We start from the raw sequence: 8,483 nt of genomic DNA on the forward strand, positions 1-8,483 counted from the left end.
AGATGAACAGGGTGAGGTCTGTCTGAAGCTGAGTGATGTTGTCCTGAGAAAACTTAAAGATCCCTTAGCTGAATTTTTCTATGCCCCTAGTTGGATGCTAGAAGAAAAAAATCACCCCCCTCTCCCAACCACCACGGAAGAAATCTTTTTGTTAGTGTATCCCTTGTCTTGTTTGCCTTTGGCAGATACTCTTGCCGATGCCCATAGCAGTCATAAATGTTTTAGGTTTCAATTGGGATCAACATCTGAAAGACAAGGGACAAACCTTTGGCAGGTGAAAGCTGAGGATTCATTAGCTTGGCATAACTGCATCCTGGCTTTAAAGGAAAAGGTCGGATCGTCGGCGCTCACCATTTACTTTTTGAGTGGGAACCAAACAAAATGGGCAGGTGATGACAACCTGGAAATTATTGAACAAAGCCAGCAACAGGGCATACTGTCACTCTTTCGACTCTTCAAGGGCATTAATTCGCACAACTTTACTGGTCGTCTTCGCTGGAAAGTACTCACCAACCGGGTGTATGAAATAAAACCGGAAGAAATGCTCGACCCTCGTACTGCCAGCTTACAGGGTTTTACCTCTTCCCTGGCTAGAGAATACCCTCAACTAGAAGTGAGTTGCTTGGACATTGACCTTGACGATTTTGCAGCGGAAGCAACAGAAGAAAACAGACAGGCGTGGGTGGCTCCTATCCTGACCGAACCACCTCATCCTCAAGGTGAAGCCGTAGCGCTGCGGAAAGGAAGACGTTATATACGCAAATTAGTCCCTATTAACCTACCTGCCATTGCAAAAATACCTTTTCGCACCAAAGGAGTTTATTTCATTCTAGGAGGGGCAGGTGGTATCGGCTTAGAACTTTGTCGTTATCTCACAGAAACCGTCCAAGCCAAAATTATTCTTGTGGGCAGAAGCGAATTAGATGCACAAAAGAAAGAAACAATCCGCACCATAGAATCCAAAGGTGGCGAAGTCCTGTACTTAAAAGCCGATGCCACCGATTTGGATAGTATGAAAAAAGCGCTGGCAGAAGCTCGAAACCGATACGGAAAGATTCATGGAGTTTTTCATTCGGCTATTATCTTGAAGGATAAAACCCTGGAAAACATGGATGAGTCCACTTTGCGTATGGCTTTGGATATCAAAGTACGGGGCAGCGTTATTTTACATAAAATCTTTGAGGATGAATCTCTTGACTTTATGTTGTTTTTCTCGTCGGCAATTTCCTTGTCGGGCAACGCAGGTCAGGCGAATTACGCGGCAGGTTGTACCTTCAAAGATGCATATGCTCACAGCCTCGCCAAGAAAGGAAATTATCCTGTCAAGGTCATAAACTGGGGTTACTGGGGAACTGTCGGAATTGTCGCCTCCGAGGAATTTAACAGAAAGCTGGCTGCTGCAGGACTGTACTCAATTCAACCTGAACAGGGGATGGAGTCGGTTTCCCGGCTTCTGTCGCATCCATGGCATCAGGTTATGTCCATAAACGCGAATCAGAAATTTCTGGAAGGGATTAACGTTGACTTCAGCTACGAGTTAGTCTTCTCTCCCCAAGAAACACCTCCTACCCTACATACCCTTATAGACCGAACCTTAGGGGGATTTAACGAATCGGAAAATACAAAAAAGTGTTTTGTTGAGATTAATAGATTGGGGTTACATCTCACCCTACTATGTTTTAATAAAGCAGGGGTATTCCGCAATGCCCATGAGCGATACGACAAACAACAGCTTAGAACAAGGTTATCAGTCACACCTGACTATTCGCGTTTATTCAATGAATTATTGAACATTCTCGCTCGTGCCGGATGGATTCGGATTCAAGGAGAACAAATTGTCTCTACCACTGAAGTAGAGAGTGCTTCGGTGCAGGAAGCAATTAAATGTGTGGAAGAGGAAAGGAATCAATTGCTTTCGTCTTACCCGGAAATGAAAACTCATATAAATCTGGTATGGGTTTGTATGTCTGCCTGTTTGGAGGTACTGCGTGGGGAAATCGCAGGGACAGACGTTATGTTTCCGAATTCCTCGATGGAGCGGGTTGAAGGTATTTACAAAGGCAACGCCCAAGTAGACCATTACAACCAATCTGTGGCGCTTAACGTCTTAGCTTACATTCGTCACTGTATGCCAAAGTTAGGCAAAAACGGAAAAATCAAGATTCTCGAAGTGGGTGCAGGAACCGGCTCTACAAGTACGATGATTTTTGATGCCGTGCGAGAATACGGTGAACATCTTACTTATGTCTATACCGATATTTCCCCTAGCCTAATCAATTATGGCAGGAAGACTTTTGAGGCGGATAATCCTTTTGTGGATTTCAAAATCCTGGATGTAGAAAGGGATGTGGAAGCTCAAGGTTACGAACTATTCGATTTTGAGATCGTTATTGCTACCAATGTATTTCACGCAACACGCAGAATCAATAATACCCTTCGTCATGCCAAAGCCCTTCTCAAGACTAATGGCTGGCTGATTATTAATGAGGGGGTAAAGAATCTAGACTTTTTAACTTACACATTCGGGTTACTGAAGGGCTGGTGGCTCTATGATGATGAAAAGGAACGGCTACCGGGTGGTCCCACCTTGAGTTTAGCTATATGGAGAAATGTTTTACAGGAGGAGGGGTTCGGTTCTATTTTAAGCTTAAACGAATCTTCTCAGGCGCGTTTCGATTTTGGGCAAGATGTGATTATTGCTGAAAGTAACGGTATAATCAGACGCGATCGCAAAACCGTAGGGACTCCAAGCGTAACAAAAGCTAACTCAGTCAAGTCACAATCGCCATCAATTCGGCAGACTAAACCTGAAATAGTCAGAAAAAAAACGGATGTGAAAACGTATATTCAGGAGAGCATTGCTGACAACCTGGTTAGAGCATTAGATGTCAGTCCGGAAGATATCAATATCAAAAAACCACTCTCTGAATACGGGGTAGATTCTATTACCGGAGTAGACCTTATCAACAGAATTAATAAAGCTCTCAAACTTCAGCTAAGAACTACAGTACTTTTTGACCACGCCAATATAGAAGGTTTTGCCAATGCCATTTTCGATGAATATAGCGAGCAGATTCAGCCGCTGTTGGCATCGGAAACATTGGAATCCTTGGAATCCTTGGAACTTTTGGAAACCTCGACATCTGTTTTCCATCACGACTGGGAGACTGTTGATTCATTGGGAGTCAATAATACGCAAGTAGAGAAAATTAAAGAAGAAGAAAAAAAAGAAGAAAAAGAAAAAGGATTGCCCTCGACCTATCAGGCAGTTTTTGTGATTAAATCGGGATTCCCTGAAGATTTAGAAATTCGTGCCATCCAACCCACTGCACCTGGTGAGGGAGAAGTAGAAATCGAAGTCAGGGCTTGCTCTCTCAATTTTGCAGATGTTCTATGTATGCGCGGATTATATCCCAATATGCCGCCTTATCCATTTACGCCGGGATCGGAAGTCTCTGGTGTGGTTTTGCGTACTGGGGCGAAGGTACAGCGTTTTCAACCTGGAAATGAAGTAATTGCCGTCATGGGGCAATCTATGGGAGGACACTCTGGACTGGTTTTAATCAGGGAGGAGAATATAGTTAAGAAACCTTCCGGTTTAACCCACGAAGAGGCGTGTTCTTTCCCCGTGGTCTTTTTAACCATGAACCACGCCTTTAACTTGGCCAACGTCAAACCGGGTGAAAAGGTTCTCATTCAAACCGCTGCGGGGGGAATAGGATTAATTGCGGTGCAATTAGTCTCGTTGAAGGGTGCAGAGATTTATGCCACGGCTGGTTCAGCGGCGAAATTGGCATATTTAAACAAGAAAGGCGTTAATAACCTGATTAATTACCGCACAGAGGATTTCGCCAAGAGAATTTTAGAGATGACCAATGGACAAGGTGTTGATGTAATATTTAATACTTTGTCAGATGATGCTATCCAGAAGGGTTTAAATCTTCTTGCTCCCGGTGGACGTTATATCGAAATTGCTATGGCGGGGCTGAAGAATTCTCGGCAACTTGACTTATCCCACTTGGTCGATAATCAGACTTTTCAATCCATTGATATGAGCAGATTATATACCAAGCAGCCAAAACTGCTGACGGAACACTTGGCACTTATGGCCCAAGTGCTTGCGGAAGGAAAGATCGGGCCAACATTGAGTCATAGTTTCTCGTTTGCTCAGATTCGCGATGCCTATCACTGTTTACAACAACGGGAAAACATTGGCAAAGTTGTTGTGACCTTTGATACTGAAAAAAAGCAGTCAGTTTCCGAGATTCTTACTGAAAAAAAGCAGCCAGTTTCCGAGGATAATGAGGTTAATACTGAAAAAAAGCAGTCAGTTGGGGCGATCGCAGTGATTGGTATGTCCGGTAGATTTCCGGGAGCTGCTACCGTAGAGGAATTTTGGCATAACCTAGCTAATGGTAAAAATAGCATTACCGAAGTCCCTGCGGAGCGATGGGACATTAACGCCTACTACAATGCTAATCCACAGCATCTCGATAAAACCCACTGCAAATGGGGAGGATTCGTAACCGATATCGATAAATTTGACGCCCTCTTTTTTAAACTGTCAGGTAGAGAGGCAGAACTCACCGACCCACAACAGAGGCTGTTTTTAGAAGAGGCATGGAAAGCCCTAGAAGATGCGGGTTACGCAAATAATGCATCCATCTCTAACACTAAATGTGGTGTTTTTGTTGGTGCGGATCCTGGGGATTATCGGTTAAAAATGCGGGAGGCGGGAGTACCATCTGAACCCCAATCCTTTTGGGGTAACGCTGGTTCTCTAATCGCTGCACGCATTTCCTATTTCTTAAACCTGAAAGGGCCTAGTATTACTGTTGACACGGCTTGTTCGTCCTCGCTGGTGGCGATACATTTGGGTTGTCAGAGTATCCATCAAGGTGAAAGCGATATGGTCATCGTCGGCGGTGTCTATATTGGTACAACCCCTAATTTCCATATTGTAGCGAGTAATGCCAGGATGCTTGCACCGGATGGAAAATGTAAAACATTTGACCAGAGAGCGGATGGGTTTGTGCCTGGGGAAGGAGTAGGGGCTGTGGTCTTAAAACCTCTAGAAACGGCTCGTAAAGATGGTGACCATATCTATGGGGTGATCCTGGGATCTGGCTGCAATCAAGATGGACGAACCTATGGTATCACCGCTCCTAGTGCTGCTTCCCAGAGTGAATTAGAAAAGAATGTATACCTAAACGCCAACATCAATCCGGTCACAATTAATTATGTTGAAGCGCATGGTACAGGGACAAAATTAGGTGACCCAATCGAAATCGATGCTCTTACCAAAGCCTTTCAAGGGTATACCGATAAAAAACGCTATTGCGCTATAGGCTCGGTTAAAAGCAACATCGGTCATGCTGCTACAGCAGCAGGGATTGTAGGTTTTATCAAGGTTTTATTATGTTTGCAACACTGCAAATTAGTGCCATCGTTAAATTTTGAAAAAAGCAACGAACATATCGATTTTGAGAATAGCCCCTTTTATGTGAATAGGGAACTCAAGAATTGGTCTGTTGAGGAAGGAGAGTTGAGGCGAGCCGCTATTAGCAGTTTTGGCTTTAGCGGCACCAATGCACATATAGTACTGGAAGAGTATAAAGAAGAAGACGAAAGAAAAGAGGAAGAAACAGTTTTAATTATCCTATCGGCTAAAAATAATGAGCGACTCAAGCAAGTTGCCGGAAATCTGTATCGTTTTTTGCTGGATGGGCCATCCTATTCTCTGTCCGATATAGCATATACTCTACAGGTGGGACGCGAAGCGATGGAAACGCGGGTAGCTTTTATCGTTAATGCGAAAGATGCCTTGCTGCAAAAATTGTTGGACTTTCTAGCAAACAAGACAAAGGATGAAAATTTAAATTTTGGTGAGGTTAAGGGAGAGGAAGTGAACCCTTCGACGGTTTCTTCAGTCGATCTGTTGGCCGCTCTAACCAATCGGGAACTGGAGAAACTAGCTGCTTGGTGGGTATCAGGTTTGACTCTGGACTGGACTCAATTACCGAGAACGGTTAAACCCCGGCGAGTTCCCCTGCCCACCTATCCTTTTTCTCCAGACCGTTACTGGTTTGATTCATCGGCTCCAGTGAGAATGGCTCGACCCCAAAAAGACTATATTTTTAAAAAAGAGTTAAAATCCACAGAACCGCTTTTGGCGCAACATACTATCGATGGAAAACCTGTTTTTCCGTCCGTGGGTTTTCTAGAAATGTTGCTGGACTGTTTAAACCAGATCGTGCCTAATCAAGCTGCGGTTTTACAAGATTTAAGCTGGCTCACTCCACTTTATGTGCTCGATCGATACTCAGTTCAACTTGTGGTGGAAGTAGAACAAGATACATTTCACTACCGATTCATCGGTAGTGAAACAGATGAAAACACAGTTTATTGTCGTGGTAATGGCTATTGGGCGCAATCTCTGGAACCACTACCTGCCCTAGATATTAACCGCTTAAAAAGCAGCATACCCAAACAAGCGTTTCCGGAAGAACCATACCGATCGTTTGGAACAAACCGGGTTGTGTTGGGAAGCCTTTATCAAGGAGCAACAGCAGCTTGGGCTGCTGGAGGAAAGGCATTAATAGCGATTGATATACCGATTCAACAGGGTACTGAATACCTTTTCCATCCTGCAATCTTTGTTGCAGCCTTACTAGCCTGTCGTTGGCTTGATTCATCTCAACAAGAAGTTGGGATTCCCTTTTTCATCCAAAAAGTGGAACGATGGCATGACGTAGAACAACCTGCTTATGCCTATGTCGTGCAAGGAGCACAGAAGGAACTCGATGTGCAAATTTTAGATCGGTGGGGGCAAGTGGCGGTTCGTTATAGTGGGATTAAGCTTAAAACTTTAAAAACAGTTAACCTGGAAAAGCTGATTTACGTTCCGGTGTGGCAACGTTTAGCTTATAGAAATACCCCTGCTCAGAAACAGCACACCAATGGTACTACTCTGCTAGTCTACGATCGAGAACAGAGATCAGAGGCGGAAAAGCTGTTAAAAATCTATCAAGCTCGGCAACAGGAGGTTCTCTCTGTTTGTCTTCCAGACACGGATAATTATCAGTTCGACCACTTGGAGAATCTATTAAAGCAACTTACCTCGCCTCTGTGCCATATTTGTTTCCTCGCTACCTCAAGCGAAACATTGCTTCTATCCCAAAATAGTTTTCGGAAAACTGTTCAGGAACCTTGGTATGTAATGGGGTTACTGAGTTTGGTGAAAAAATTGGAGCAGTTGGGTTATGTTGAGAAACCCTTGCAATGGATATTGTTGACAAATCGTGCCTATGCCTTACACCCAGAAGATCAAACCGACCCCTATGCGTCCGTAATCGTAGGATTGGCCACTTCTTTGGCCCAAGAGCATACCCATTGGCAGGTTAATCTATGCGATCGCAACAATATCGATATATTGCCATCTTCTAAGAGTAAAGAGGATTTTCTTTTTCCCCCCTTCAGCGTAAATGGCAACGGCGATCGTCAAAGTTTAAATGTGGTTGTGGAGCGCAACGGCAATGCTTACGTTAGAAAACTGGAGGGCTTGGATTTACCTCGCCTGGCACCAAGTCGCCTGCGAAACAAAGGCATCTATGTACTAGCTGGCGGAGCGGGACACGTAGGCGGACTCCTGACTCGATACCTGGTAAAGACCTATCAGGCAGAGGTTATATGGCTAGGGAGACGAGAGCAGAATGAGTGGATAGACAAAAAAATAGAAGAGATTGGTGCGTTGGGTCCTCGCCCCCGATACATTACTTTAAAAAATTGGTCTGAGGAAGAAACCAGAGCAGTGTTTGATACAATTAAAGAAGAAAAGAACACCATTCATGGTGTATTTAATCTAGTTATGGTCGCTCAAGGGGTTCCCATACGCAGTCTTAGCGAAGAGCGATTCCGGGCAGGTTCATTTGACGGTAAAGTCCAGTCTGCTTTGGCTCTTTACTCTGTGCTAAAAAACGAACCATTAGATTTTCTAGTTTTCTTCTCCTCCATGCAAAGTTTTGCTCAACGCTTAAAATTTATGTCAGCGAATATGAGTAGTTACATAGGAGGGTGTATGTTCCAAGATGCCTTTGCCCATGAAATGAACAGGCAGGTGACCTATCCTGTAAAAACTATTAACTGGGGTTATTGGTCGCACAAGCAACAAGACGATTTCGAGGGAACACATGAACAGTACGAAGCCTATCTCCAGAAAAAGGGAATTTACAGCCTCAATGTTGAGGAAGGAATGGAATCTTTGGAGCGAATATTGGCTCACGAATCCGAACAAGTAGTGGTGACTAAGGCATCCAATGAAATCCTCAAAAATTTTGGTGTTTCGGTCGTTGAAAATACTCTGCTTGCTTCATTGCCGGATCGTTCCTCAATGCTAAATAGCTTATTAGCAGAGGCTGACAAGTTTTAATTCCTATTTCCTTAACTTAGTTTTTGCCAAACCTCAGAAAAAAGAGAGTTATATA

General features: G+C 43.9%; 1 protein-coding gene (only partly in view). It reads left to right on the top strand.

All coding sequences use genetic code 11. The annotated features are described in order from the left end of the window. Positions 1–8,428 carry the 3' portion of an SDR family NAD(P)-dependent oxidoreductase gene (locus QUB61_RS07420; RefSeq protein WP_333125623.1) on the top strand. 6,725 nt of this gene lie to the left of the window's left edge, so the window shows 8,428 of its 15,153 coding nt (coding positions 6,726–15,153); the start codon falls outside the window, past its left edge; it ends in the stop codon at positions 8,426–8,428. Positions 8,429–8,483 lie beyond the last annotated feature (55 nt).

Source organism: Microcoleus sp. C2D2 (assembly GCF_036702495.1).
In the GTDB taxonomy this organism is placed as follows: Bacteria; Cyanobacteriota; Cyanobacteriia; order Cyanobacteriales; family Microcoleaceae; genus Microcoleus.